At 66.1% G+C, this 24,781-nt stretch carries 23 protein-coding genes; 4 read left to right on the top strand and 19 right to left on the bottom strand.

Annotated features, from left to right (window positions below):
- Positions 1-303: 303 nt before the first annotated feature.
- The gene (locus tag MUU56_RS04415; RefSeq protein ID WP_244766106.1) at positions 304-1,278 is read left to right on the top strand and encodes a threonine ammonia-lyase; all 975 of its coding nucleotides are present in this window, start codon (positions 304-306) and stop codon (positions 1,276-1,278) included.
- 19 nt (positions 1,279-1,297) lie between these two features.
- On the opposite strand, the gene MUU56_RS04410 is transcribed toward MUU56_RS04415, so the two are convergent.
- Positions 1,298-1,735: an acyl-CoA thioesterase gene (locus MUU56_RS04410; RefSeq protein ID WP_244766105.1), complete on the bottom strand. Its 438-nt coding sequence runs from the start codon at positions 1,733-1,735 to the stop codon at positions 1,298-1,300.
- An 89-nt stretch (positions 1,736-1,824) separates the two neighbouring features.
- Here MUU56_RS04410 and MUU56_RS04405 point away from each other — a divergent pair, with 89 nt between their 5' ends.
- Positions 1,825-2,781: a LysR family transcriptional regulator gene (locus MUU56_RS04405; protein ID WP_064333299.1), complete on the top strand. Its 957-nt coding sequence runs from the start codon at positions 1,825-1,827 to the stop codon at positions 2,779-2,781.
- A 98-nt stretch (positions 2,782-2,879) separates the two neighbouring features.
- Here MUU56_RS04405 and MUU56_RS04400 read toward each other — a convergent pair whose 3' ends face one another.
- The 13 genes from MUU56_RS04400 to MUU56_RS04340 all read right to left on the bottom strand — a co-directional run bounded on the left by MUU56_RS04400 (position 2,880) and on the right by MUU56_RS04340 (position 15,663).
- Positions 2,880-3,908, bottom strand: a complete 1,029-nt coding sequence (locus MUU56_RS04400) for a histone deacetylase family protein (RefSeq protein ID WP_244766104.1) — start codon at positions 3,906-3,908, stop codon at positions 2,880-2,882.
- A complete protein-coding gene (locus MUU56_RS04395) occupies positions 3,905-4,396 on the bottom strand; it encodes a GNAT family N-acetyltransferase (protein WP_244766103.1) in 492 nt (163 codons plus the stop codon). Before MUU56_RS04395 ends, MUU56_RS04400 begins: the two co-directional genes overlap by 4 nt.
- Positions 4,397-4,405: 9 nt before the next feature.
- On the bottom strand, positions 4,406-5,335 hold the full coding sequence (gene kce / locus MUU56_RS04390; protein WP_244766102.1) for a 3,5-dioxohexanoate:acetyl-CoA acetone transferase: 930 nt from the start codon (positions 5,333-5,335) through the stop codon (positions 4,406-4,408).
- 9 nt (positions 5,336-5,344) lie between these two features.
- The gene (locus MUU56_RS04385) at positions 5,345-6,715 is read right to left on the bottom strand and encodes an aminotransferase family protein (protein WP_244766101.1); all 1,371 of its coding nucleotides are present in this window, start codon (positions 6,713-6,715) and stop codon (positions 5,345-5,347) included.
- Between the two features lie 46 nt (positions 6,716-6,761).
- On the bottom strand, positions 6,762-7,526 hold the full coding sequence (locus MUU56_RS04380) for an amino acid ABC transporter ATP-binding protein (RefSeq protein WP_280530939.1): 765 nt from the start codon (positions 7,524-7,526) through the stop codon (positions 6,762-6,764).
- Entirely contained in the window at positions 7,523-8,182 is a 660-nt protein-coding gene (locus MUU56_RS04375; RefSeq protein ID WP_244766100.1) for an amino acid ABC transporter permease, read from the bottom strand. The genes MUU56_RS04380 and MUU56_RS04375 overlap by 4 nt, the downstream gene beginning before the upstream one ends.
- 2 nt (positions 8,183-8,184) lie before the next feature.
- Positions 8,185-8,835: an amino acid ABC transporter permease gene (locus tag MUU56_RS04370; protein WP_244766099.1), complete on the bottom strand. Its 651-nt coding sequence runs from the start codon at positions 8,833-8,835 to the stop codon at positions 8,185-8,187.
- A gap of 74 nt (positions 8,836-8,909) precedes the next feature.
- A complete protein-coding gene (locus MUU56_RS04365; protein WP_398431657.1) occupies positions 8,910-9,692 on the bottom strand; it encodes an ABC transporter substrate-binding protein in 783 nt (260 codons plus the stop codon).
- A gap of 198 nt (positions 9,693-9,890) precedes the next feature.
- The gene (locus tag MUU56_RS04360) at positions 9,891-12,350 is read right to left on the bottom strand and encodes a glycoside hydrolase family 2 protein (protein ID WP_244766097.1); all 2,460 of its coding nucleotides are present in this window, start codon (positions 12,348-12,350) and stop codon (positions 9,891-9,893) included.
- Positions 12,350-13,318 (bottom strand): DUF1839 family protein, encoded by a 969-nt coding sequence (locus tag MUU56_RS04355; protein WP_244766096.1) that lies wholly within the window; start codon positions 13,316-13,318, stop codon positions 12,350-12,352. The genes MUU56_RS04360 and MUU56_RS04355 overlap by 1 nt, the downstream gene beginning before the upstream one ends.
- Positions 13,319-13,320: 2 nt before the next feature.
- The gene (locus MUU56_RS04350; RefSeq protein WP_244766095.1) at positions 13,321-14,235 is read right to left on the bottom strand and encodes an amino acid--[acyl-carrier-protein] ligase; all 915 of its coding nucleotides are present in this window, start codon (positions 14,233-14,235) and stop codon (positions 13,321-13,323) included.
- A gap of 4 nt (positions 14,236-14,239) precedes the next feature.
- Positions 14,240-15,412, bottom strand: coding sequence for an acyl-CoA dehydrogenase family protein (locus MUU56_RS04345; RefSeq protein ID WP_244766094.1), 1,173 nt, complete (start codon positions 15,410-15,412; stop codon positions 14,240-14,242).
- A complete protein-coding gene (locus MUU56_RS04340; RefSeq protein WP_244766093.1) occupies positions 15,409-15,663 on the bottom strand; it encodes an acyl carrier protein in 255 nt (84 codons plus the stop codon). The genes MUU56_RS04345 and MUU56_RS04340 overlap by 4 nt, the downstream gene beginning before the upstream one ends.
- A gap of 574 nt (positions 15,664-16,237) precedes the next feature.
- Between MUU56_RS04340 and pncB the strand changes: the two genes are divergently transcribed.
- A complete protein-coding gene (pncB, locus tag MUU56_RS04335) occupies positions 16,238-17,542 on the top strand; it encodes a nicotinate phosphoribosyltransferase (protein WP_244766092.1) in 1,305 nt (434 codons plus the stop codon).
- Between the two features lie 53 nt (positions 17,543-17,595).
- Here the strand turns inward: pncB and MUU56_RS04330 are convergent, their stop codons facing one another.
- Positions 17,596-18,279, bottom strand: a complete 684-nt coding sequence (locus MUU56_RS04330; RefSeq protein WP_244766091.1) for an aspartate/glutamate racemase family protein — start codon at positions 18,277-18,279, stop codon at positions 17,596-17,598.
- A gap of 7 nt (positions 18,280-18,286) precedes the next feature.
- Positions 18,287-19,744 carry an MFS transporter gene (locus MUU56_RS04325; protein WP_244766090.1) on the bottom strand — a complete coding sequence of 486 codons (1,458 nt, stop codon included), beginning with the start codon at positions 19,742-19,744 and terminating at the stop codon, positions 18,287-18,289.
- A gap of 159 nt (positions 19,745-19,903) precedes the next feature.
- Between MUU56_RS04325 and MUU56_RS04320 the strand changes: the two genes are divergently transcribed.
- Complete coding sequence (locus MUU56_RS04320; protein WP_244766089.1) at positions 19,904-20,746, top strand: MurR/RpiR family transcriptional regulator; 843 nt, start codon at positions 19,904-19,906, stop codon at positions 20,744-20,746.
- Positions 20,747-20,849: 103 nt separating this feature from the next.
- On the opposite strand, the gene MUU56_RS04315 is transcribed toward MUU56_RS04320, so the two are convergent.
- The 3 genes from MUU56_RS04315 to MUU56_RS04305 all read right to left on the bottom strand — a co-directional run bounded on the left by MUU56_RS04315 (position 20,850) and on the right by MUU56_RS04305 (position 24,746).
- Positions 20,850-21,695, bottom strand: coding sequence for a hypothetical protein (locus tag MUU56_RS04315; RefSeq protein WP_244766088.1), 846 nt, complete (start codon positions 21,693-21,695; stop codon positions 20,850-20,852).
- A gap of 146 nt (positions 21,696-21,841) precedes the next feature.
- The gene (locus MUU56_RS04310) at positions 21,842-23,344 is read right to left on the bottom strand and encodes a GumC family protein (RefSeq protein WP_244766087.1); all 1,503 of its coding nucleotides are present in this window, start codon (positions 23,342-23,344) and stop codon (positions 21,842-21,844) included.
- Between the two features lie 94 nt (positions 23,345-23,438).
- Positions 23,439-24,746 (bottom strand): O-antigen ligase family protein, encoded by a 1,308-nt coding sequence (locus MUU56_RS04305; protein WP_342346178.1) that lies wholly within the window; start codon positions 24,744-24,746, stop codon positions 23,439-23,441.
- Between the last annotated feature and the right edge of the window lie 35 nt (positions 24,747-24,781).

The following is a 24,781-nucleotide window of genomic DNA, read 5'->3' as shown; positions in this document are numbered from 1 at the left end:
CGCACTGTTGGATCGTGTGGGTTCCCGGAGCGGCGGGATCTGCGGCGGCGTTACAGGGTCAAGACAGCCGGCTCCGGGTCAGGGAGCGCGCTTGATCGCGAAGCCTCGAAATTCTGACGGACGTTTCCATGCACATGACCTGCAATTGGCCGTTCAATGCGGCAATTTCAAGAGGGTGCGTCCTTCTGCTGCATGGTGCCGTTCGAGGCGCGGACGCTCCTGTCACCATGACAAGAACGGACATTCTCAAGCGTGCGGCGGCATTCTATGAAACGGGTACCGCATCAGCCGAAAGCCTGCTCCATGACATCCATCGAAATGATCGTCGCCGCCAGATCCCGCCTGCAGGGCCATGCCCGGCGGACGCCGCTCTTGTCCTCGCCCTTCCTGGACGAGATGGCGGGGCGGCGCGTCTTCGCGAAGGCGGAATGCCTGCAGCACACCGGCTCCTTCAAGTTCCGCGGCGGCTGGTCCGCCCTTTCGGGGCTGGCGCCGGAGGTGCGCACGCGCGGCGTGATCGCCTTCTCGTCGGGGAATCATGCCCAGGGCGTCGCCCTCGCCGCCACGCGGCACGGCGTTCCATCCGTCATCATCATGCCCTCCGACGCGCCGAAGCTGAAGATCGAGAACACCCGCGCCTTCGGGGCCGAGGTCGTTCTCTACGACCGCGGCACGGAAGACCGGGACGCCATTGGCGCGCGGCTGTCCGAAGAGCGCGGCCTGACGCTGATCCGGCCCTTCGACGAGCCGCTGGTCATCGCCGGCCAGGCCACGACCGGCCTCGAAATAGCGGAGCAGGCGGAAGAGGAAGGCATAACGACAGCCGACGTGCTGGTGCCCTGCGGCGGCGGCGGGCTGAGCTCGGGCATCGCCCTGGCCCTCGAGGCCACCGCGCCGGGCTTCACCGTGCGCCCCTGCGAGCCGGAAGGTTTCGACGACACCACGCGCTCGCTGGCCGCCGGAAAGATCGTGCGGAACGCCACGATGACGGGCTCGATCTGCGACGCGATCGTCACGCCGGAACCGGGCAGGATCACCTTTCCCATTCTGCAACGTCTGGCCGGGTCCGGCATCGCCGTGACGGAGGAGGAGGTGCTGCGCGCCATGGCGCTCGCCTTCAAGCGGCTGAAGATCGTCGTGGAGCCCGGCGGGGCCGTCGCCCTTGCGGCGGCGCTGTTCCACGGTGCCGCGATCGAAGGCGATGCCGTGATTGCCGTGACCTCCGGCGGCAATGTCGATACGGACCTGTTCGCCGCGGCACTTCGGCGCTTCGGCTGAGGCCGCGGCCGTCCTTCGGCTATACGCCGTCAGGGCCAGCCCTATCCACCTCAGCAAGGGGACGAACCCCGCTCAGAAGCACCTCCGGCAGGGGGCGGGCCTCCCGTCGCGCGAGGTCGAAATAGACCGAGACGACGACAAGCTCGGCACAAAGCTGGTCGTCCGCCTTGTTCGTCAGCCGGTGGCGGGTGGTGAGCGAGGTGCGCCCGACCTTCACGACGGCGCTGCGGACCTCGAACAGGCTGCCGACCGGCAGCTCCCGGCGGAAATCGATCTCGTAGCGGCGGTCCGCCCAGCCCTCCTGCCGCTCGGCAATCCACGTCGCCGAATAGCCGGCCGCGGCGATGAGATGCCAGAATGCCTGGTCGAAGGCGGCGATGTAGTATTGCACGTTCATATGCCCCATCGCATCGCACTGCGCGGGATAGACGACGCCCTGATAGGTCAGAAGCGGCACGGCGGATCTCCTTTGTCCGGTTGAACCCTTTGACGCCCGATAGGCGCATGCAATAGTTGCCGCCCGAAGCATAATTCCGGGGAATGCACATGGCGCGGCAAAGACGGCGTTTCGTCTGGGAAATCGACTGGAACCTGCTCAGGACCTTCATGGTGATCGTGCAGGAGCGCGGACTGACGGCGGCGGGCGAAAAGCTCTCCCTGAAACAGCCGACCGTCAGCAATGCGCTGAAGCGGCTGGAAACCCATATGGGCTGCCGGCTCGTCGAGCGGAACGCCTCGCATTTCGCCGTCACGCCGGCCGGGCAGCGGCTGTTCAGCGAGTGCATCGCGCTGTTCGAGATCGTTTCCGGCCTGCCGCAGCAGATGGAGGAGCAGCCCGGCGACCTTACCGGCCATATCGAGATCGCGCTGGCAAGCCATGTCGTCTGCCCGTTCCTCGACGAGGTGCTGGCCGGCTTCCATACGACCTTTCCGCAGGTCACGCTGTCGCTCTCCGTCGCCTCCAGCCAGGAGGTGATGGCCGCCGTGCTCAACCGCGATGCCGGTTTCGGCGTCTGCCTGATGCAGGAGCGGCATCCGAAGCTCGAATACGACGTGCTCTACCGGGAGAGTTTCGGCTATTTCTGCGGCGCGCGGCATCCGCTGTTCGGCGTGGCGGACCTGCCGTTGCAGGCGCTGCGCCAGGAGCCCTACGTCTCCTTCAAGACGGACCAGATGTCCGGCGCGCTCTGGCCCGTCGCGCTGCTGCGCCAGCAGGAGGGGTTCGAGGGCCAGACCGTCGGCACTTCCTCGCATCTGGAGGAGGTCAAGCGGCTGATCATCGCCGGATTCGGCTTCGGGCCGCTGCCGATCCATGTGGTGGAGGAGGACGTGCGCGCCGGCCGCCTCTGGCGCCTGCCGCCCTATGAGGATCCGCCGGTCATCGACGTGCACCTCGTCTATGACGGCACGGCCCGCCGCAGCCGGGCCGAGACGATCCTGCTTGCCGAACTGCGCCAGGCGATCGCCACGATACCCTTCGCGCAAAGGACCTATCCCGCATAGAGCATTTCCGCTTTTCCCCGAATCGGGAAAACGCTCTATCTGTTTGTTTTCACGCAATTCCGGACGCAAAACCGCTTCGCACTTTTGCTGGAATTGCCCTAGCCGTTTCTCGCACCGAAACCGGCAAGGAAGGCCGTCAGGTTGTCGCCAAGCGCGTCGCAGAGATAACCGCCCTCCTGCACGATGACTGTCGGCAGGCGCAGCGCCCCGATCACTTCCGCGATGCGCGCAAAACCCGGCGTCGAGACCGAGAGGCCACCGAACGGATCCTTTTCGAAGGCATCGAGGCCGAGCGCCACGACGAGCGCGTCGGGCGAGAAGGCCTCGACCCGGCGGATGGCGGCGGCCAGCGCCTCCAGATAGACGTCGTCGCCGGACTTGCGCTGCAGCGGCAGGTTGAGATTGTAGCCGAGGCCGAGCCCCTCCCCCCGCTCGTCGGCATGGCCCCAGAAGAAGGGGTAGAAGCGCACCGGATCGGCATGGATCGAGACCGTCAGCACGTCGGCGCGCTCGTAGAACATGCCCTGCGTGCCGTTGCCGTGGTGCAGGTCGACATCGAGGATGGCGACGCGTTTTGCCTGCCGCAGCAGGTGCTGGGCGGCGATGCCGGAATTGTTGAAGAAGCAGAAGCCGCCGGCGACATCCCGGAAGGCGTGGTGGCCCGGCGGGCGGCAGAGGGCATAGGACCACCTCTCGCCGGCCATGACGGCCTCGGCGGCGGAAACGGCGGTGGAGGCGCTCCAGCGCGCGCTCTCGAAGGTATGCTCGGAGATCGGGCAGGACGTATCGGCCATGTGATAGCCGGCCTGTCCGACCGCCGAGGCGGGGTAGCTGCCGGTGCGGGCGATCGGGTGGATGTTGGGGATGACCTCGGCCGAGGCGCCCTCGATGCGCTGCCAGCGCTCGTGGATGCGGCCCAGGAAATCGATGTATTCCGGCGTGTGCACGGCGGAGACCGGCGCGAGGCCGTGGTCCTTCGGCCGCACGATCTCCATGCCCGCCGCCCGCGCGCCGGCCAGCAGGCGCTCGACGCGTTCCGGCTGCTCCGGGTTCGGCTGCGGCGCGCCGCTGGAGAGGAAGAAGCTCGGATCGTGGCGTTTCTGTTCTTCGGCAAAAAAGGTCTTCATGGCTCTCCCTCGGCGAATGCGTCGAAATCCGCGCCTTTGATCATGTGGATCTGCTCGCTGCGGGAATGGCGGATCCCGAGGCGATTGTAGAGGCCTTGCGCGCGGACATTGTCCACGTCGACCGACAGGCGCATGTAATGGGCGCCGCGCGCCCGGCCGCGCCGCGCGGTGGCGCGCAAAAGCCGCTCGGCGATCCGCCGTCCGCGAAAGGCATCGGCGACGAAGAGGTCCTGAACATAGAGACCGGGCTCGCCTATCCAGGTGGAAAAGCTCGGAAACGCCAGGCACAGGCCGGCAAACGCCGCCCCCGCCTCGGCGATCAGCACCTCGAAGGCCGGCGTTTCGCCAAAACCATGGCGGCGCACGTCCTCGACGGTGGAGACGAACTTCGCCTCCGCGCCCATGTCCACGGCCATCGTCTTCAGGGCCGTGTGGATGGTCTCCGCGTCATCCGCGACGGCCGGCCGGATCGTGATGTCGTCCTGCATGTCCCCTCCTCAGAATGCGACTCGATCGCCGCCCTTGAGGCCGAGCATGGCGCGCGCCTCGTCCGGCGTCGCGACCTCCAGCGAAAGGCCCTCGAGGATCGCACGGATGCGTCGTACCTGATCGGCATTCGAGGCCGCAAGCGCGCGGCCGTCGAAAAGGCTGTCCTCCAGGCCGACGCGCACGCTGCCGCCCATGGTCGCCGCCATTGTGATCATCGGCATCTGCCTGCGCCCGGCGGCAAGCACCGAGAAACGGTAGTCCTCGCCGAACAGCTTGTCGGCGATGCGCTTCATATGGACGAGGTTTTCCGGATCCGCGCCGATGCCGCCGAGCACGCCGAAGACGAACTGCATGAAGGGCGTGCCGGGAACGAGCCCGCGGTCGCGGAAATGGGCGAGCGTGTAGAGATGCCCGACATCGTAGCATTCGAACTCGAAACGCGTGCCGCAGCCTTCGCCGAGGCGTTTGAGGACCGTCTCGATATCGGCGAAGGTGTTGCGGAAGATCGTGCCGCGCGTCGCCTCCAGGAGCTCGGGCTCCCAGGCATGTTTCCATGCCCGCGGCCGGTCGAGCATCGGGTAGAGCCCGAAATTCATCGAGCCCATGTTGAGCGAGCACATTTCCGGCTCGGCGGCGAGCGCCGCCGCCAGCCGGTCCTCCAGCGTCATGACGGAGGAGCCGCCGGTGGTGATGTTGATCACCGCATCGCTCGCCTGCTTGATGACCGGCAGGAAGCGCATGAAAACCTTCGGGTCGGCCGTCGGGCGACCGTCTTCCGGGGCGCGGGCGTGCAGGTGCAGGATAGAGGCGCCCGCCTCCGCCGCCGCGATCGCCTCGGACGCGATGTCCTCGGGCTTGTAGGGCAGATGGGGCGACATGGAGGGCGTGTGCACCGAGCCCGTCACCGCGCAGGTGATGATGACCTTGTTCGATTTCATGGCCGGCTCCTATCTGCCGACCGGCAGCGAAAGCTCGCCGGCAAGCTGCGCCAGCGTCGCATCGAGGATCGTCACGATCTCGCCGACCTGAGCCTCGGTGGTGATCATCGGCGGGCAGACGAGGAAATGGTCGCCCTCGACGCCGCCGCGCGTGCGGCGCGAATAGATGATGAGGCCGCGCTCATAGGCGATGTCGACGACGCGCTGGTGCGCCTCCAATGCCTTGGGCAACGGCGCCATGGTCTTGCGGTCGGAGACGAATTCGGCCGCGAGCAACAGGCCCTTGCCGCGCACGTCGCCGATGAACGGGTAGCGTTCGGCAAGGCCCTCCAGTTCGGCCTTCAGAAGCGCGCCGATGCGGGTGGCGTTGCCGAGCAGATCCTGCCGCTCGATCTCGTCGAGCACGGCAAGGCCTGCAGCGCAGGCAAGCGGGTTGCCGGCATAGGTGTAGCCATGGGCGAAGCCGCCGCGGTCGAGCACCGGCTTCACCAGCCGCGAATGGGCGATCATCGCGCCGAGCGGGCAATAGCCGGCGCCGAGGCCCTTGGAGAGGGCGACGATATCGGGCCGGCAATTCCAATGGTCGCCGCCGAGATAGCGGCCGGTGCGGCCGGCCCCGCTCATCACCTCGTCGTGGATCAGCAGGATGCCGTACTTGTCACAGATCTCGCGGATGCGCGGATAGTAGCTGTCGGGCGCGACGAGCGCACCGGTGGAAGCGCCGCCGATCGGCTCCATGATGAAGGCGAGCACGCTTTCCGCCCCCTCCTCCAGGATCTTCTCCTCCAGCATGTCGGCATAGCGGATGCCGCGCTCCTCCATCGAGAAGTTGTCGCGGTCGAGATAGGCGGTGGGTGCCTTGATGTGCGGCATGTCGCGCAGCATCGGCAGGAAGGGTTTCTTCAGCGCGTCATAACCGGTGACGGCGAGCGCGCCGAGGGTCGAGCCGTGATAGGAGGGGAAGCGCGAGATCACCTTCCAGCGCTCCGGCTGGTCGGTGGCGAGCGCCCATTGCCGGGCGAGCTTCAGGCAGGATTCCACCGCCTCCGAGCCGCCGGAAACGAAGAACACCCGGTCGAGGCCCTCCGGCATGTAGCCGTAAAGGCGGCGCGCCAGGTCTTCCGCCGGCTGGTTCTCGAAATGCAGGCGGTAGGCGAAGGTCGCCCTGTCCATCTGGCGCTTCATGGCGTCGAGCACGTTCCGGTTGGAATGGCCGATATTGACGACCATCGCCCCGCTGGACCCGTCGATGACCTTCCGGCCATGTTCGTCCCAGATGTAGATGCCCTCCGCCCGGTCGGCGAGCGGCCGGCGCATGCGGGACTGGTAGAAGAGGTGGGATGCCGGGCGTTCGCCCGTTGCGGTCAGGTGCTGGCTCATGATCGATCCATGACAGGAGGATGCGGTTTTCAGCGGCCGGGAAATCCTAGCCGTTGAGGAATTTCTTCAGGAAGCTGCGGGTGCGCTCCTGCTTCGGATTGCGGAAGAGCTCGGCCGGGCTGCCCTCCTCCACCACGGCGCCGTCTGCCATGAAGATCACCCGGTCGGCGACTTCGGCGGCAAAACGCATCTCGTGCGTGACGATGACCATGGTCATGTGCTCGCTCGCCAGCTGCTTCATGACGAGGTTGACCTCGTCCACCAGCTCCGGATCGAGCGCCGAGGTCGCCTCGTCGAAAAGCATGACCTTCGGCTGCATGGCGAGCGCCCGCGCGATCGCAACGCGCTGCTTCTGCCCGCCCGAAAGGCGCGCCGGGAAGGCGTCGATCTTGTCGGCAAGGCCCACCTTGTCGAGCATCTTCAGGGCGAGCGCCCGCGCCTCGGCCTTCGCCATGCCCTTCAGCTTGATCGGGGCGATGGTGATGTTTTCCGCGACGCTCAGGTGCGGGAAGAGGTTGAAGTGCTGGAACACCATGCCCATCTGCTGGCGCACGCCGTTGATGTGCCGCTCGAAGGAACGGCGGTCAAGCTTTTGATTTACCTGCACACCATCGAGCCAGACCTCGCCACCGTCGAGCGTTTCGAGATGGTTGATCGAGCGCAGCAGCGTGCTCTTGCCCGAACCGCTCGGGCCGATGACGGCGACGATCTGGCCGCGCGCCACGCTGAAATCGATGCCCTTCAGCACCTCCAGCGGCCCGAAGAACTTTCTGGCGCCGCGCACCTCGATCATCGGACGGGTATCGTTCATCGCGAAAGCTCCACTTTCCGTTCGATCCCCCTGAGGACCGCTTCGAGGATGAGATTGAGACCATAATAGAGGGCGGCGGCCGTCAGGTAGAATTCGAAGGGCCGGTAGGTCTCGCTGATGACGAGCTGGGCGCTGTGCACCAGTTCGGCGATGCCGATCATCGAGACGATGGAGGATTCCTTCAGGAGCGCGATCATCATGTTGCCGACGGCGGGCACCGTACCCCGCACCGCCTGCGGCACGACGATGTAGATCCGCGTCCGCCAGGCGCCGAAGCCGAGCGAGCGCGCCGCCTCCGTCTGCCCCTTGTCGAGCGAGGCGATGCCGGCGCGAAAGATGTCGGCATTGTAGACGGCGAAATGCAGGCTGAGGGCGACGATGCCCGACCAGATGGCCGGAATGTCGATGCCGATCTGCACGAGGCCGAAATAGATGAGGAAGAGCTGCAGGAGCAGCGGCGTGCCCATGAAGAGCCACATGAAGAGGCGCACCGGATAGCGCACGACGGGCGGAGCATAGAGCACGAGAAGGGCAAAGCCGATGCCGGCGAGAACGCTGAGCACGGCGGAGGCGGTGGAGATGACGACGGTCCACCACAGGCCCTTGCCGATCAGCGGCCAGTATTCGGGGACGATGCTGAAATCGAGACCCTGCATCTTCACGCCTCCCCGGCATAGGCGCGGTCGAGACGGTCGACGAGGAGCGTCAGGCCGTAGACCATGATCATGTAGAGCACCGCCGTCACCGCGAAGATCTCGAACGGCTTGTAGGTGGAGCCGATGAAGCGCTGCGCCGTATAGGTGAGTTCCACCACCGAGATGGTGGCGACGAGGGCCGTGCCCTTGACCAGCGCCACGGCATTGACGCCGAGCGGGCGGATCATCAGCTTGGCGGCCTGCGGCAGCACGATCCAGCGCATGGACTGGCCCTCGCCGAAACCGAGCGAGCGCGCCGCCTCCATCTGCCCGCGATCGACCGAGAGCACGCCGCCGCGGATCGATTCGGCCATATAGGCTGCGATGTTGAGGCCGAGCGCGATGGCGCCCGCGGCGAAGGGGTCGAGCTGGATGCCGACCTGCGGCCCGCCGAAATAGAGCAGGAAGATCTGGATGAGCGCCGGCGTGCCGCGAAAGACGCTGACATAGGCCGCGCCGGCAAAGCGCAGGGCCGCGACATGCGAGAGGCGGAGCATCGCGACAAGCGCCGCCACGGCAAGGCCGAGGGCAAGCGACAGCAGGGAGAGCTCGACGGTCGTCCAGGCCGCCTGGACGAAGACTGGGACAATGCGGCCGATGAGAGCGATATCCATTGCCGGATCCTCGGCGATCGGTCAGCCGGCCGGCAGTCTCCCGCCGGGCCGGCCCTTTCATGGGCGGGGAGAGATCAGCGGATGTCCGCGCCGACCCACTTCATGGCAATGGCCTCGTAGGTGCCGTCGGCCATCATGTCGTCCAGCGCCTTCTGCATGGCGGCCTTCAGCTCCGGATTGCCCTTGCGGATGGCGATGCCGATCTGGTCCTCGGTCCCGGCGAATTCCGGCACGTCGAGCTTGGCGACCTTCTCGCCCGTCTCCTTGACGGCGATCGACACCGGCACGGCATCGACGATCATCGCCTGGATGCGGCCGGCCTTCAGCTCGAGGAAGAGTTCCGGCAGGCCCTTGTAGGTGCGGATTTCCCAGCCGCCGCGCTCGCGCGCCCATTTCTCGTGGGTCTCGCCGAGCGTCACGCCGATGGTCTTGTCCTTCAGGTCGTCGATCGACTTGATCTCGGATCCCTCGGTGACGAAGACGCCGCGGCCCGACTTGTAATAGGGACCGACGAAATCGACGGCCTTTTCGCGCTCCGGGGTGATGGTCATGCTGCCGATGACGGAATCGTACTTGCCGGCAAGCAGGCCGGCGATGATGCCGTCCCAGGCGGTGCTGACGCCGGCGCCCTTCACCCCGAGGCGCTTGGCGATCTCGTTGCCGATATCGACGTCGAAGCCGACCGTCTGATTGCTGTCGTCGACGAAGCTGAAGGGCGGATAGGCGCCGCTGTTGGCGAACTTGAATTCGCCCGCGGCCTTGATGGTCTCGAGATCGTCGGCGCTCGCGGCAAGCGGCGTCCCGAGAACGGAAAAGGCAAGGCCCGTGGCCACGGCATAGGACAGGATGGTCTTCAACATGATTGTTCCCCTTGTTGGTGCAGGATCACCGCCGGAGCAATGACGCCCTCAAGGAAAATATGCCGGCAAGCCGATGCATTTCGCAAATAGATATATGAAATGCATTTCATAGAAACCAAGAATGATTCGATCGACATGCCGGTCGCGATAGCCTTGGCGCGGGCGCGCAGCAGGAACGGCCGCCCGTTCTAAGGCTCAGATGGATATGACGGCCTCGGCGCCGATGCCGCGGACAGTGCCGTTCGGCCGCGCCAGGGGGTCGGTGCCGGCGCAAGGCAGAAGACGGACGCTTCTCACGCCGCCCGGCGCCAGATGGAACCAGTTGTCGGCCGGCAGGAAGCCGTCGATCTCGATGGCGACCGACTGGGCGAAGCGGTCGGCCGAAAGGTCGAGCAGCCAGCCTTCCGCATCCTGCCGGAGGACTGCCGTCAGGACGGCGGGAGAGATGGCCTCCGCGCGGCCGCGGGGAAAATGGAAGGCTTCCGCGACGGTGGTCCCGCCCGCATCGACGAGCCGTCCCACCGTCACGTCATGGGACGGCGGGCCGAAGCGGAAGGCATAGGTCGTGTCGAAGAAGGCGCCGAAGAGCGCGGTTGCCGGCAGCGTCTCGGCGGAATGCGGGGAAAGCGTCATCTCCCTGCGGCCGGAGACGACCGGCTGCCGGCCGTGGCGCAGGCAGGAAAGCTCCAGCACCAGATGCCGTTCGTCCGGCCCGTCGTTCAGCACGTGTATGTCGAGCCCGTTCGTGCCTTCGTCGCTGAGCGTGATCTGCAATGGCCGGAAGGCGCGGCGCAGCGCGTGCCAGGCGGATTTCGGCAAGCCCGTCGCATCGATGATGCCCCAGCCGGCGCCGGGCAGGAGATCCTGGAAAGTCCAGACCAGCGCGCCGTTGCATGGGCTTTCCGCGCGGCGCCATTCTGCAAAGGTCGCCTCCATCACCTCGCCGACGACGGCGCGCGAAAGGTCGAGGTAGCGGGCCGGATCCTCGCGGCGCAGCCGCGCCGGTTCAAGGCCGTAGAGCAGGCCGAGATAGTGATCGCGCACATCCTCGAAATCCCAGGAGGCGCCGCGATCTCTCGGCACACGGGCTTTCCAGCGCGGGTCATGCACGGCGGGCACCGGCAGGTGTGCGTCGAGCGTCGCCTGTTCCGGCACATTGGCGAAGGCGAGGCTTTCGGCGGAAAAACGGACCGCCGCGCGGCGCGCGTCCTCCAGAGGCCGGCAATAGGCGCCGACGCCGTAATAGTGCGTGACGCCGGCATTCGGCGAGAAGGGCATGGCGCCGCCGCCCGGGGAGTTCTCCACATAAGGCACATCGGGCCGACGGGCCGCGGCGACGGAGGGCAGGATCTCCCGGGTCAGCGGCCCGGCCCAGGCCGCTTCCGGCAGGCCGAGCATCGCCGCCTGCTGGTCGATCTCGCTGCCGCCGCACAGAACGGCAAGCGACGGCGAGGCGGCTGTCGCCTCGAGGAACTGGACGGCTTCCTTCCGCACCTTGTCGGCAAAGGCCGGGTCGCCTACCGGGTAATCGAAATTGGCGAACTGGAAATCCTGCCAGACCATCAGGCCGAGTTCGTCGCAAAGCGCGAAGAAATCCGGCGTCTCATAGGCCATGGTGCCGCCGATGCGCAGCATGTTCATGCCGGCCTCGGCCGCCAGCCGCAGCAGCGGAGCGTATCGTGCGCGATCGCCCGGCAGGTCGACGATGTCGGCACTGGTCCACACCGCACCGCGGCAGAAAATCTTCACGCCGTTGACGGAGAGCGCGAAATCCCGGCCATCCGCGCCACGATCGATCGTGATGCGGCGGAAGCCGGTGCGGCCGACCGCATGGCGCTGTCCGCCCGCAATCAAGGCCACCTCATGCAGCGCCGGCCGGCCATGGCTGCGCGGCCACCAGGCCTCGACACGGGGAATGGCAAGGCTTGCGCGGAACCGGCCCTCGCCGTCGGGCACGGCCACGGCGGTGACCCCGGCGCATTCGAGGATGGGCGGAGCCGTTCCGTCGAGAGAAAAACGCACATCGAGCCGGCCGGCGCCGTCTTCGTCGAGGCGGGCGGCCAGCTGGACGTCGCCCGGCAAGGCCGGCACGGGCCGCGAGAGGCGGACGGGCCGCCAGGGGCCGGCGGCGTGGACTTCGGGGCACCAGCCCGGCATGCGGCCGAGCAGGGTGGTGCGCACGAGGCGCAGGCCCTGCGGCGTGATCATCTGTGGCCGCCAGCGCGCACGCGGACCGCGCTTCTCCAGATGCGGCTTCAGCGCGCGGAAGCAGAGCGCGAGGCGGTCGTTGCCGGCGAGCATGACAGGAAGGTCGTGGCGCACGAACATGCTGTCGGAGGACAGGACGAGCGCGCCGTTCCACCAGACTTCGGCGATCGTGGCGAGACCGTCGAAATGCAGCACAGCGTCGCCCGGTGCCTCGCCGGCGAGGTCGAGCACGTACCAGGCATCGAGATGGTCGAGCGGGTCGGGCGCCGTGCGGTCGAAGCGGCCGGCGCGCTCCAGCGCCCCGGCGACCGTGCCCGGCACGGTCGCCTCGATGAAACCGGAAAGGCTTTCGAGCGCCGCCGGGTCCGCGGCGGCGGCGGCCGGCGTCAGCACCATGCGCCAGCCGCCGGAGAGGGGCTTTCCGATCGCAGGCATCCGGTCCTCCATCAGCCGATGCGGGCGGCGAGCGTTGCCATCAGCCGGTCCCAGGCCTCGACAGCCGGATCGAGCGCGCTCGCCAGAGGATCGAACCTGCGGCGCGTCACGGCGCGGGCGAGCTGGAACTGCACGGACTTCGCCGTCTCGGAGATTTTCCGGGCCGCATCGGCGGCCTCCTCAAGCCTGCCGTCCGGGGCGATCCAGTCGAGATGGGAGCCGGCAAGCTCGAAATTGGCGCCGAGCTGGCGCAGCGTGTTGAAGGCATATTTGTGGAAGAAACCGAAGGGACGATCGGCCACCGCTTCCACCTGGCTCGGAAAGAGCGTCGCGAAGGCGGCCACCGGGTTTTCCGCCGGGCGGCGGGCAAAATGCGCGGCAAGCAGCCGTTTCGCCTCGCGGCGCAGATGGGTTTCGTCCGGCCGCTTTACCGGGAACTTGGCGAATTCCGTATAGGGCAGGAAAGGCAGGTCGTCGGGGCCGTCATTCAGATGGAACAGGCCGTCGAAGTCTTTCCCCTCCAGCCGGAAGAAGCCGGCATTGTGGAAATAATCGAGCCGCTTTCCTTCAGGGTCCAGCCGGTTGATCGCCACCGTCGTCTTGCCATGCTCCTGGCCATAGGCGACGCCGCGGGTGTCCGGCATGTAAAAGCTGTCCATCTCGACGAGGCAGAGGCGGCCGCGCGCGATCTGCGTTGCGACATGGGTCTCAACCTTGTCGAAGATGGCGAGTTCCGTGCAGCGGATGCCGTACAGGCTTTCGAGGTCTTCCAGCGGGACCTTGAAGAAGGTGAACTGGTCGCCCTCGAAATCCTGGGTCAGGGAGAAGCCGAGCATCGCCTCGGGTGCGGCGCCGAAGGCGTTCAGCACCTCGATCCAGAGGTCGACGTAGCAATTCGTCTCCGGCCACATGCGCTCGGCGTCGTGCAGCGCGTGCGGCCGCCAGGTCTCGGGGTCGGCCCCGGGGAAGACGGCGGCCATGCTCAGTCCCGATATCCGAGCGTCTTGCGGACGGCTTCCGGCCAGGCGGCGATGTCGAGGCCGTGGCGGGCGAAGAGGGCGAGCGCGATGCGCTCCAGGCCGAAGCCGACGCAGGCGGTGTGCGCGACGTCGCCGTTCTCGAGATTGAGACCCCATTTCGCGCCGAAGGCGTCCTGATGGTAGTTGAAGCTCATGCAGGCGGTCGGCTTGGCGGCCGAGGTCACCGGAATGAGCAGCTCGAACTTGAGGTTCTGGTCGCGCTGGTTGTTGGCGAGCATGCGGCCGGCGCGGCCGAAGAACGGGTCGTTGGCCACGTCGATCGTGACATCGAGGCCGACCTTTTCCATCATTTCGAGGCCACGGTCCATCCAGGTCTGGCGGAAGGTCGTCACATGTTCCTGCGTGCCCATGCAGACATATTCGCGCATGCGGAAGAGCTGCTGGCGGGCCGGGTCGTTCGAGGGCTCATGGCGGAAGCAGTAGGACTGGAGATCGTAAAGCCCGCCCTTGGCCGGCAGGCGGCCGCGCTTGGCGATCGTCGGATAGAGCGGATAGCACGCGGCCGGCGTCAGCACGATGTCGGTCGCCTTCTGGTCCTTCGTCCAGTCGCCGCCGACCTCCATGCATTGCAGGAGGCTCATATGGTCGAGTTCGCCGCCGCAGAAGCTGTGCACGGTGCCGGCGAGCTGCGGAAAGCTCTTCATGTAGCCGGAGGTCTCGAAATGCGCACGGTTCATGCCCGGCGGGAAGCGCATCGCTTCCGCGCCGTCGGCGCCGCCATAGGCGTCGATCAGCCGCTCGAAGCGGGCGATGACGTCCTCGAAGGCGCCGCTGCGGCCATAGAGGCCTTCGACGCCGGTATCGATGAGCAGGCCCGAATCGAAGAGCCGGTCGAGAAGAGAAGTCTGCATATCCATGGTGTCACCCGATCAGGCTGGTGTCCTGCTTGTGCACAAGCAGGAGGTTCGACGTGTTGCCGAGGATGCGGTCGTTGGAGATCATCAGCTGGGCGGAATGCGCGTCGCGCAGGTGCCGGCCGAGGCTGAAGGGCGTGCCGTTCTTGTAGCCCATGATGCCGCAGATCAGCATGGCCTGGTTGATGATCGCGAGGATCGTCTCGGAGGAGGCGATCTTCACATTGTTCATCGCGACGGCGAAGCCCATGGAGGAGAGCCGGTCCGGATCCGCCTTGGCGGCTTCGTATTCCTTGAGGCCGGCGATCGTGTTGGATTTCACGAGCTGGAGAAGGTTGGAGGCCTCCGCAAGACGCAGCGCGCCGGGCGGCGTCACGCCGGGGCTCTTGCGGGCGGCGGCGCGGACGAAGGCCTGCGCGCGGGCGACGGCGTTGACGGCGATGCCGTACCAGACGGCGCTCCAGAGAAGGTGCGAGGTTGCGAGCATCGACTGCGCGGCGATCTCGGCGAACGGCTTGGGCAGGATCTGCGCCTTCGGCGCCTCCCCCTTGAAGAGCCAGCCGTCCGAGCAGGTGCCGCGCATGCCGAGCGTGTCCCAGACATGGGTCTGCTCCAGCGTGTACTGGTCCCTGGTGAAGACGGTCATGACCTGGTCGGTCGAGGCGGCGTCCGCATGAGCGCGCGAGGTGATGAGGATCGCGTCTGCATGCGCGCCATAGGAGATGACGGTCGCGTCCTTGGTGAGGCGGCAGGTGTCGCCGTCGATCTCGATGGCGCAGATGCTGTTGCGCAGGTTCCCGCCGATGCCGCCCTCGGTCGTCGCGGAGGCAAGGAGAAGCTGTTCGTCGCAAATGCGGCGCATGAAGGCGCTGTGCCAGGCATCGCCGGCGCCGTGCGAGACGAGGCTCGACAGCTTGATGTGGTGCATGGCGAAGACCATGGCGGCGGCCGAGCAGGCCTGGCCGAGCACCGAACAGACCTCGGCGATCTCCGAGATCGAAGCATCCTCGCCGCCGAGCGCGACGGGCACCTGGATGGAGAGCAGCCGTTCGGCGATCATCGCCTCGACGGCCTCCCGCGGGAAACGACCCTTGGCGTCCACGTCGTCGGCATGCGCTGCGGCCACGGCGGAGACGCGCTCGGCGCGCTCCGCGAGCCCCTTCCCGACGGTGACGGTCATTCGGCCGCCTCCGCATTGCCGACAAGGCCGGCCACCGCCCGCGTGATCGCGTCGATGCTCTGGAAGGACTTGCGGTTCAGCAGATTGTCGGGGAATTCGACGTCGAAGGCATCCTCGATGCCGAGCATCACCTGCACGGAGGCGAAGGAGGAGAGACCGGCCGCGTAGAGATCGGCATCATCCGCGAGCTGGTCGACCGGCGTCGGCAGGCCGCCGTGTTTCGTCAGGATATCACGAATCTTCTGCTTCATGGTCTTCTCCGTCGTTTTTCAATGCCGGCCGGACAGCGGGCTCTTGGCTTATCGTTCCGAAGAGGCATAACCGACGGTTGATAAGATCGACTGAAAGGACATGGATAAGATTTCGTGAAGCCGGCGAGATGCATGGATCGAGACGGGACGTGCCATTGCGGCGCTTCATGAACAAGGCGAGAATAAGCCCGGTTTCTCAAGGCATTGCGGACAAATCCGGGTGTTTCGAAATGATGCGTCCGGGCACCGTAAAAGCTCCGCTAACCATAAACGCAGAACGTGCAGCCAAGAATGCCGAAGGAACCGAAAACATGCCGGAAGCACAGCCCGACGCCGGGCGTTGCCGGCAGGATCGTGCGGATGCGATGATGCCAAACGTCTTCGGCAGCGCGTCCTCCGCTCGACATCGCGCAATCACGTTTTGGACCGCCCTATCAAGCACCAAGCACAAGATGCCCCGGCCACCAATCATGCGTTGCAGACGGGGTGTGATCCCCTCCCCGCACGACAGGCGCTTTCCGAGGAGGTCGCGGGTGGGCTATACCCGTGTCCAGCATCGTTCAGGAGGAGCCGGATGGCCGTCACCGATTTCGCGACCCGCACCTACGACCACAATTTCCGGCTCGATCCCATCGTACGCAGCCTGCTCGACACGGATTTCTACAAGCTGCTGATGCTGCAGATGATCCGCCACCTGCATCCGGATGTCGAGGCGACCTTCTCGCTGATCAACCGGACGAAGACCGTGCGGCTTGCCGAGATCATCGACGAGGAGGAACTGCGGGCGCAACTCGACCATGCCCGCAGCCTGCGTTTCACCAAGAAGGAACTGATCTGGCTGGCAGGCAACAGTTTTTACGGCAAGGCGCGCATGTTCGGGCCGGATTTCATCGCCTGGCTGGCCGCCTTCCGCCTGCCCGACTATGATCTGCGCAAGGTGGACGGGCAGTATGAGCTGCATTTCGAGGGACCGTGGACGCACACCACCATGTGGGAGATCCCGGCGCTCGTCATCATCAACGAGCTGAAATCGCGCGCGGCAATGCGCGACAAGGGGCTTTTTGCGCTCGACGTGCTCTATGCCCGCGCCAAGGCCCGGCTGTGGGAGAAGGTGGAGCGGCTGCGGCACCTGCCGGATCTCGTCATCTCCGATTTCGGCACCCGCCGCCGGCATGGTTTCCTCTGGCAGCGCTGGTGCGTGGAAGCGCTGAAGGAAGGGCTCGGCGAGCGCTTCATCGGCACCTCCAACGTGCTGCTCGCCATGGATGCCGATCTCGAGGCGATCGGCACCAACGCGCACGAGCTGCCGATGGTGGCCGCCGCGCTGGCCGAGGGCGATGCGGCGCTCGCCGCCGCGCCCTACCAGGTGCTGGAGGAATGGCGGCAGCATTATAACGGCAATCTCCTCATCGCCCTGCCCGACGCCTTCGGCACCACCGCCTTCCTCGCCGAGGCGCCGGACTGGGTGGCGGACTGGACCGGTTTCCGCCCGGACAGCGCGCCGCCGATCGCCGGCGGCGAGCAGATCATCCGCTGGTGGCAGGACAAGGGCCGCGATCCGCGGGAAAAGCTGCTGATCTTCTCCGACGGCATGGATGTCGACACGATCGAGGAAACGTACCGGCACTTCCACGGCCGCGTGCGCATGAGCTTCGGCTGGGGCACCAACCTCACCAACGACTTCCGCGGCTGCGATCCGGATGGCGGGACGGGGCTCGACCCGATCTCGCTCGTCTGCAAGGTGACGAGCGCCAATGGCCGGCCGGCGGTCAAGCTTTCGGACAATCCCCTGAAAGCAACCGGCGATCCCGCCGAAATCGAGCGGTATCGCCGGGTTTTCGGTACGAAGGCCGAGCATGCCCGGCCGGTCGAGGTCTAGGGTTCAACGCAATTCCGCACGCAAAACCGCTGTGCACTTTTGCCGGAATGGATTCAGCTTTCCATCGCCTGCGGCGCGTCGCCGGCCTTGCTGATGAGGCCGATGATGCGTTCCACCGCCGAGGGGATCGGCCCGAGCACGGGCTGGTCGAAGCGCGGACGGAGCTTTTCGGCCGCCTGGCCGAGCGGGCCGCCGCCGATGATGACGGCTTCGGCGCCGTCCTCCTCGATGCAGGCCCGCACCGCCCCGGCCAGCGCCTCGCTGAGAAGCGCCGGATCGGCGGCAAGGGCGACGGGGTCGCCCTCGGTGCAGCGGATGCCCCGGTAGAGATGGGCAAGGCCGAGATCGTGCGCCCGCTGGTCGATGGCCTCGACCAGGTCGGGCGTCGAAGTGGCGACGGCGAATTTGCGGCCGCCCTGCGAGGCCTCGATCATCGAGGCCTCGCAGATGCCGACCACGGGAACGGCGACCTTGCGGCGAAGCTCGGCAAGGCCGGGATCACCGAAGGCGCTGACGATGATCCCCGCACAATCCCGCCCGTGCGCGGTGCCGAGCTCCACCACTTCGGCGGCGGAGGCGGCCAGTTGCCCGGGAGTGACGATCATGCCCGGCGCGCGGCGCGCGGTGACGGTCTTCACCACCAGCCGCCCCGCCGCGGAGGCCAGCGCGATGGCGTGCATCATCTCGCTTGTGGCCTCGGAGCTGTTGGGATTGATCAACAGGATATGCGGGGTCATGCTCTCTTCAAGCTCCTGCTTTGGCGGGCTCTGCGACGAGGTTGTCGCTTGCCGTGGCGGCGTCCGCCCGCTGCGTGATGTCTTCCATCGACATGCCGTAGGTTTCCGGCCCGAGGCGGATGCAGATGGCGAAGATGGCGTACATGGCCGCGGCAAGGCCGAACACGCCGCCCATGCCGTAGCTGTCGAACAGGGCGCCCGAAATGGTCGGCACGAAGGACCCGGCGGCCGAACCCGTCGCCAGGATGAAGGCGACGCCGAAGGCGCGGATGCGGGTCGGGAAGAGTTCCGGCGCATAGATCCAGATCGACGTGTTCAAGAGAAGCACGAAGAACTGGAAGAGCGCGCCGAAGAACAGCACCAGATGGATGGTGGTGCCGAGATACATGATGGCGAGCGCGGCAAGGCAGGCGCAGATGGCACCGACGGTCAGGACGCGCTTGCGCGGGAAGTAGTAGCCGAACATCGAGGCCGCGATGGCGCCGAGCACGCTGCCGCTCTGGATGATCATGCTGTAGAGCAGGCTGCCCTGCAGCGTGTAGCCCATAGAGACGAAGATGACCGGCATCAGCGTCAGGACGGAAAGCTGCGCGCCGTAGCTCATCAGGATGGCGATGGACACCGGCACGATGCGGCCGAGGAACGGCGCGCGGAACAGCTCCTTCCAGGCGCCCTTGGCGCTGGGCGCATCCTGTTCGTTCTCCTTCGAGAGATATTCGCGCACCACGAGGTTCTTCGGCCGGAGCGAGCCGGATTCCAGCACCGAGAGCACCTTGTTCGCCTCGTCGATCCGGCCCTGCGCGGCAAGGAAACGCGGCGTTTCCGGCACGTAGCGACGATAGAAGACGACCAGCAGCGCCGGCAGCGCCAGTGAGGCGAAGAGCCAGCGCCAGCTGTCCTCACCCGGGAAGATGCTGAAGATCATCAGGCCATAAACGGGGGCAAGGAAGTTGCCGAAACCGCCCGCGCCGACATTGACGAGCCCGGCCGCCGTTCCGCGGAACTTCGGCGAGCAGAATTCCGACAGCATGGTGACGGCGGTGGAAATCTCGCCGCCGACGCCGAAGCCGACGATGGCGCGCGCGATGCACAGGAACATGAAGTCCGGCGCCAGCGCGCAGGCCGCCGAACCCAGCGAGAACAGCAGCAGGTTGACGGTCAGCATGACGCGGCGGCCGTAGCGGTCGCCGAGGATGCCCGAAAGCAGCCGGCCGATGGCCGCACTGCCGAACGTGATCGTGTTCAGGAGGCCGATATCCGTACCCGTCAGGCCCCAATGCTCCCTCAGGAGCGGGCCGGACACGCCGATCGTGTTCTGTTCGAAACTGTCGAACAGGCAGCCGATCAGCACCAGCGCGATGATCTGCTTGTGCGCGCGCGTCACCCCGATGCGGGTGAGCGCGCCCTCCAGTTGCCGGATGGCCGGCGATGACGTGCCGGACTGCACCATACCTTCTGCTGCCATAGTCTCCTCCTCTTGGCATCAGCATGAAAATCAATTTTCTTATAATACACATATGAAATCTGTTTTTCAAGAAACTTTGCGCCGCATCCCGCACGGCATTCTTGCGAAGTCCGGCAAGTGCGTTACAAGCTTGATTTCGAAGTGAAAGGAATGGCTCAGATGGGCTCTACGGATCGTTCGTTCCTGTTTCGCGTGCGTGACGCGCTCGATGGCCTGCACCCGGCCGAACGACGGCTCGGCGAATTCGTCTGCGATTTCCCCGGCGAGCTCGCCAGCTATTCCGCCTCGGAACTGGCCAAGCTCGCGCAGGTCTCCAATGCAACCGTGACGCGTTTCGTCCGCCGCCTCGGCTATGAGAGCTACGAGGAGGCCCGCCGCCATGCGCGCGACGAGCGGGAGACCGGCTCGCGCCTGTTCCTGTCCACCTCCTCGGATGCCGCCGGCGCCCAATCCGTCGGCGCCCATGTCGCGCAAGGCATCGCCAATCTCGAAGGCACGTTTTCCACGATCACCGACGCGCAGGTAGATGCGATCGCCGATGCGATCCTTGGCGCACGCAAGACCTGGGTGCTGGGCTTTCGCAGCAGCCACGCCTTTGCCGAATACCTGCAATGGCAGATGACGCAGGTGGTGGAGAACATCGTCGCCATCCCCGGCGCGGGCCAGACGCTCGGCGAACATCTCGTCAGCGTGACCGACCGTGACGTGGCGATCGTCTTCGGCCTGCGCCGCCGCGTGGCGCAGATGGAGACGATCCTGTCGGCGATCGAGAAGAGCGGCGCGAAGCTGCTCTACCTGACGGACGAAGGCGTCACCCACCGGGCGAGCGCCACCTGGCACTTCCGATGTCAGACGCTGGCGCCGGGACCGCTGTTCAACCACGTCTCGGTAATGGCGGTCTGCCACCTGATCACGACGCGTGCCATCGAACGCGCCGGCGCTGCCGGCCGCACGCGCCTGCGCGGCATCGAGCGCTTCGGCGATACGCTGGAAGAGCTATAGGCGGCTGGAGCGCGCCGCGCAAAAGTGCAGCGGTTTTGCGATAGCAGCCTGCGAAAAACAAAGAGCCGACGCGCGGGAAGCGAAGCCGGAAGATCGTAACGCTTCAGACCTTCAGCAGCACGCGTTCGGAATAGAGCTCATTGATGACCCGCTCGTCCCATTCGCCCTTGACCTGGTAACACAGGCCACGCTTCCAGACCCAGGCGTGCGGGATGTGCCTGTCCTTTTCCACCTGCAGCGCCAGCAAGGGCACGCCGCGCAGAACCAGCAGGCGCGCAAGCGCGGCCAGGTTGTTGGCGACGAGGTCCATGCTTTCGGCAAAGACGACGCGCGCGAGGGGAACGCGCTTGCGCACGGTCACGTCGAGGACCACCGGATGATAGCGTCCGCCCGCCTCGATCGTCGTCACGATGCAGCCGAGATCGCGGTGCTTGCGCATATCCGGCATCAACGCCTCGGCGATGGCGCCGGGCGGCACCGCCTCGAACGGGACGAGCCTGTCGCGCTTCCGGCCGACGATGGCAGTCCACGGCAGGGCAAGGAGAAGAACCTTGATATCGAACGAGCGAAAGCCGAGGCGAGCGTTGACATCGGCGGCCACGTCGGTCGGCGTCAGGTCCGTATAGATCGCCTGCTTGTCCGCGAGCGCCGCGACGATCAGGCGTACGGCGGACCAGCGGTGACTTTCCTCCACATACCAGCTCGAGAGATTGACGATCCGGCGCCCCGTCAGCGTATCGTGCCGGGGGATGGTCAGCAGAATGCCGACGGGCCTTTCCTCCGCCATCAGGAAGGTGCCGACCGAGGGCTGGCCCATGGTCCTGTTGTGGGCGGCCAGCCTGCGCAGCCCGTGCTGCCAGAAGGCGAGCGAACGGGAAGGAAACCCCTTCACCAGAAGTTTCGCGGCGGCCTCCAGCCGGCCCTCATCTATGGCGCGAAGCTTCAACATGTCCTGTATTGGCAACCGGTTCCATACAAGACGGTTCTAGAGGCGATACCTTCTGAAAGCGTAAACCCAGCCAGCACAGCCAGGGTTTATCCGGCTGATGACGACAATGTGAACGCGAATAGGGCAAGCCGGCTGGAGGGCCCGGGCTAACGCTTGGGATGGCCGGTCGATACCTTTGGAGAACCGGAATAGACGATGCGCCGCCTCGGGACCGCCTGGAACACGTCCGCAGGCTTGAGATCGTCCGCCGCCGCGCTTTCGCTCGCAGGAACCTCGCTGTCGACTACCGGGGCGGGCGCCGAATACCGGACGCGAATCTGGCGCCAGACTTCGGCGACCACGACCAGCAGGACGCCCAGCGCACAGCCGACGAATCCGGCCAGAGCGAGCAGGATCTTCTTTCGCGGCCAGGACGGATATTCGGGCGGCTGCGCCTGACTGATGATACGGGCGACAGGCATGGTGATCTGCTCCAGATTGGCCACCTCCTTCGCCCGGCCCAGCACGTTCTCATAGACCGCACGGGTGGATTTCGCCTCCGTCTCCAGCTCCCGCAGGACGATCAGGTCCTGATCGCTGACATTGGAGGATGTCCGCAGCGTTTCCATCTGGCGCTCGAGATTGGCGACGCGCTGGCGGGCGACGTCCAGCTCCACCTTCTTGCCCTCGCCGATCGCCTGGATCTCGCTGCGGACCAGCGACGAGATACGGGCCACCTCGGCCTTGGCCCGCAGCAGCGAGGGATGTTGCGGCAACAGCGCCGCGGCAAGCGACGCCTCGCTGCGCACGGCGCGGGAATATTCCTCGAGCAGCTGCGTGACACGCGGAGAGTTGACGACCTCGCCGAGGGCGGTCGGTGCCACCTCCCGCTTGAAGTAGCGCTGGATCTCCTCATTGGCCGCCGTGGCGCTGGCAAGCGCGCTGCGGGCCTCGACGAGCTGCGTGTTCAGGCCGCCGAGTTCCTGGCCGACGAGCAGGGTTCCGTCCACCGCGCTTTGCAGCCGCTTCTCGGCGCGAAACTGCTGCACCTTTTCCTCCGCCTCCCGCACGCGCTCGCGCAGGCCGATCAGGCGGCTGTCGATCTGCTCCGCAAGCTGCCGGGAGGAGTTCAACTGGAACTGCTGCTGTTCGCGCAGGTAGGATTTTGCCACGGCCTGCGAGAGGTCGGCGGATTTCTGCGCGCTTTGCGACTTGACCCCGATCGAGATGATGTAGGTCGCGCCCTCGCGCGAGACGGTCATGGCTTTTGCGAGCGCTTCCGTGACCTTGCCCACGCGCCGCTCGGGCGTGTCCGCAGCCGCCTCCTTCGCGAATTCGGGATCCTCGACGAGCTTGTACTCGGTCACCACGGGCTCCAGCACCGCGGCGGACGAGACGATCAGGAGCTGGGTGTCGAGGCCGAGCGCCTCGCTTCCGACCAGCGAGGGCGCGTTGGCGTCCTCGAAGGGCTTGCGGCTGCTCGGATCCACAACGATCCGCGTCCAGGCCGTGTAGATCGACGGGACGGTGAAGACATAGGCGGCCGTCAGCCCCACGGCGAGGAGCGCGACGAGCGCGATGACGGGCAGGCGCTGATACAGCTTGCGGGCAATCGCCCAGGGGTCGATCATCCCGTCGCCGTCTCGGTTTTCAATGGAGGCGTTCGTCATCGACCCGCTCGGTTGAGGTTATGCCGCACCACGCCGTTCCGGCGGCGCACGCGCGAATTCCTTCCTGACTTAATTCATTATGGTTAACGAAGCTTCAAAATCCGGACCGGCGGCTCCCCTCGCCCCGGCGGCCGGCCTGCGCCCAGGCGCCCACCAGCAGAAAAAGCATCCACACCACCGAATAGCCGCGAAACCAGCTGCTCTCCAGGAGGTTGTGGCACAGGGTGACGATCACGATCGACATGAAGAGCCAGGCTTCCGCGATACCGGAGCGCCGGTCGTTGGGCGCACGGCAGACATTGTAGAGAACGCAGGCAAGGAAGGCGACCAGCACCAGCAGCCCCGCCAGGCCGAGCTCCACCGTCACATCGACATAGCCGTTGTGCCCTTGCAACAGGACGGCGACGAAACCCGGGGCTTCGGTCAGAACGATCGATCCCGGGCCGATATCCCAGAACGAGCCGTAGCCCTGCCCGAGCACCGGCCTGCGGCTGATCACGTCGCCAAGGAAATCCCAGATGATGGTGCGTCCGGTGAAGGTCGTGTCGTCGAAGAGCAGCATGGAGAGATCGGCGAAGCTGAAATCCACCAGGTTGGTGACGAACAGGCCGACGAAGAGGCAGGCGAGCAGGCCGAAGAAAAGCGGGAACAGCGCGTTGATGCGCAGGAACCGGCTGGCCGCCACCACCGCGAAGGCAAGGAGCGGGATGAGGAGCGCAAGGCCGAGCGAGGTCTTGGACTTGCTGACGACGAGCTCCAGCACGGCGGCCGCCGCCAGGCCGGCCGCGACGAACCGGCCGAGGCCGCCGAGCCGCATCATGCCATAAAGGCAAAAGATGAACCCGTAGGCGACGATGAGGCCGAGTTCGTTCTTGTGCGTGTAGATGCCCTGATGGCCGAGCCTGCCCGCCGGCAGCAGCAGCACGGCGACGAGATTGAGGGCGATGGTGACGAAGAAGACCGCCATGAGGCGGTCGATCTGGGCCCTGCGATCCTCCACGAGGAAGGCCGGGAGCACGAGGGCGGCGACTACGATGAACTGCAGCGTGGCCCGGCGGAACGCGATGGATGGCACCGGCGACCAGAGGATGCTGGCGAAGGCGAGCACCATATAGAGGCCGACGATCACCACGAGCGGCTGCTTCAGGGCCTCCTCCAGCCGCGCGAGCCGGTGACGGAAGGCGACCGCGATCGAGCCGAGAAGGAGGAGCCAGAAGACCTGGTTCAGGAGGTTGGAGCTCGACGCCGCAGCCGTCGCCGGGTCATCGACGGCGGGCGCCGTGCGGAACACGAGAAGGGGCATGAGGATCGTTGCATAGCCGACCGCGATCGCCGGGACCCAGCCGAGCAGGCCATCGGAACGCGACTGCTCGCGCGTGACGGCTATCCCGTTTTCCACCACTTCGCTCAACCTGATCCTCGCGCGTTGCGGAGCGT

This window comes from Shinella yambaruensis (genome assembly GCF_022899355.1).
In the GTDB taxonomy this organism is placed as follows: Bacteria; Pseudomonadota; Alphaproteobacteria; order Rhizobiales; family Rhizobiaceae; genus Shinella; species Shinella yambaruensis.
The sequence above is the reverse complement of the archived record's forward strand: the minus strand, read 5'-3'. Positions and strand labels throughout refer to the sequence as shown.